General features: G+C 71.9%; 2 protein-coding genes. Both read left to right on the forward strand.

Features of this window, described 5'->3' with window-relative positions; all coding sequences use genetic code 11:
* Positions 1 to 1117, forward strand: a 1117-nt coding sequence (locus tag R6V09_RS52550) for a GNAT family N-acetyltransferase (RefSeq protein WP_317888468.1), incomplete at its 5' end; no start/stop codon positions are given.
* A gap of 9 nt (positions 1118 to 1126) precedes the next feature.
* Positions 1127 to 1600, forward strand: coding sequence for a cupin domain-containing protein (locus R6V09_RS52555; RefSeq protein WP_317888469.1), 474 nt, complete (start codon positions 1127 to 1129; stop codon positions 1598 to 1600).
* Positions 1601 to 1668 lie beyond the last annotated feature (68 nt).

Genomic DNA, 1668 nt, shown 5'->3' on the forward strand with positions numbered 1-1668 from the left:
GGTCGTACGACGGCTCGCGGCCCACCCGGCGTTCGCCGCACTGGCCGAGCCGCCCGCCTACCCGCAGGTGTTCCTGCCGTGGCTCGCGCTGCTCCCGCGCGTGGGCTTCGCGCTCGAACACCTGCTACGGGCAAGGGAGTTGTACGGCATCGACCGGTCGGAGATCCTTCGTGCGGCCGTCGAGGAGGCCACCGCCGAGCAGGTCGGGGTGTGGGGCGACACCCACCGTCTCGCTCCCTGGCGGGCGTTCACCGAAACGACGCGCCCCGAACATGCGGGGCTCTCCGGTGACCACGACTGCGTGCTGTGCACCTCTTCCGTGCCCGGGCTCACCGACCTGAGCGCGCGGGGTCCTGCGGCCCGCTTCGTGTGGGACCTGGCCCGGCGGGAGGACAGCCTGTGGGTGGTGCCGCTGGGCGCGTCGGGGGTTCCCGGGACTCCCCATCACCGTGATCAACTGCCCTTGTGGCTCAAGGGAGATCTGGTTCCGGTGGTCACCGACTTCAGCCGCCTCGAACCCGACACCCGCACCCGTGAACCGGTCCACGAGCAGCATGTCGACGGCTTCGGCACCGTCGGCGTGCTGCCTCTGGATCCGGTGGCCGACGCGGCGACCATCCACCGCTGGGCCGGCGAGGAACGGGCCTCCTTCTGGGGCATGAACGGCCTCACCCGGGACCAAGTCGCCGAGATCTACGCCCACATGGACACCCTCGACACCCACCACGCCCACCTGGTGCTCCGGGACACCGAACCGGTCGCCCTCCTGCAGACCTACGAGCCCGCCGCCGACCGCGTCGGTGACTGCTACGCCGTACGGCCCGGAGACATCGGCATCCACCTCCTCCTCGCCCCCGCCGGACCGGACGGCGTACGCCCCGGCTGGTCGGCGGCGCTGATGGGCGTCCTCGCCGGGTATGTCCTGCTCGGTCTGGACCGGCGCCGGATCGTGGTCGATCCGGATGTGCGCAACGAGAAGGCGATCGCGCGCTTCCTGCGGCAGGGGTTCGTGGCGGGGCCGAGGGTCGTCCTTCCGGAGATCGACATCCCGGATGTGTTCCTCCCCGAAAAGCACGCCCAACTGGCGTTTCTCCCTCGCGAGGTGGCCTTCCCGTAGCCTGCCGGAGTGACCCCAGAAGACCTCGTCGCCCACTACGGCCTGGAGCCGATCCCCCGCGAGGGGGGCCTGTTCCGCCGTACCTGGGCGGGCCCGGAACGGTCCGACGGCCGCCCTGAGGGCACGGCGATAGTCGCCCTCCTCGCCGCACCGGACTACTCCGCCCTGCACCGCCTGCCCAGCGACGAGGTCTGGCACTTCTACCTCGGCGATCCGCTCGAACTCCTGCTCCTCGCCCCGGATGGCACCTCCCGCACGGCGGTCCTGGGCCCGGACATCACCGACGGCCAGCACCTCCAGTTCACCGTGCCGGCCGGCACCTGGATGGGGGCGCGGGTGGTGGCGGACGGCGCGTGGACGTTCTTCGGCTGCACGATGGCGCCCGGTTTCACCTACGAGGGCTACGAGCACGGCGACGCCACCGAACTGACCGCCCGCTACCCGTCCGAGGCCGTCCGTATCGCCGGGCTGTGCCGCCCGTGAGCGGCCTGCTGACGGGCCAGGTCGCCCTGGTCACGGGCGCGGGCGGCGGCATCGGCCGGGGCATCGCC

The sequence above is a fragment of the Streptomyces sp. W16 genome, from assembly GCF_033194735.1.
Lineage (GTDB): Bacteria > Actinomycetota > Actinomycetes > Streptomycetales > Streptomycetaceae > Streptomyces.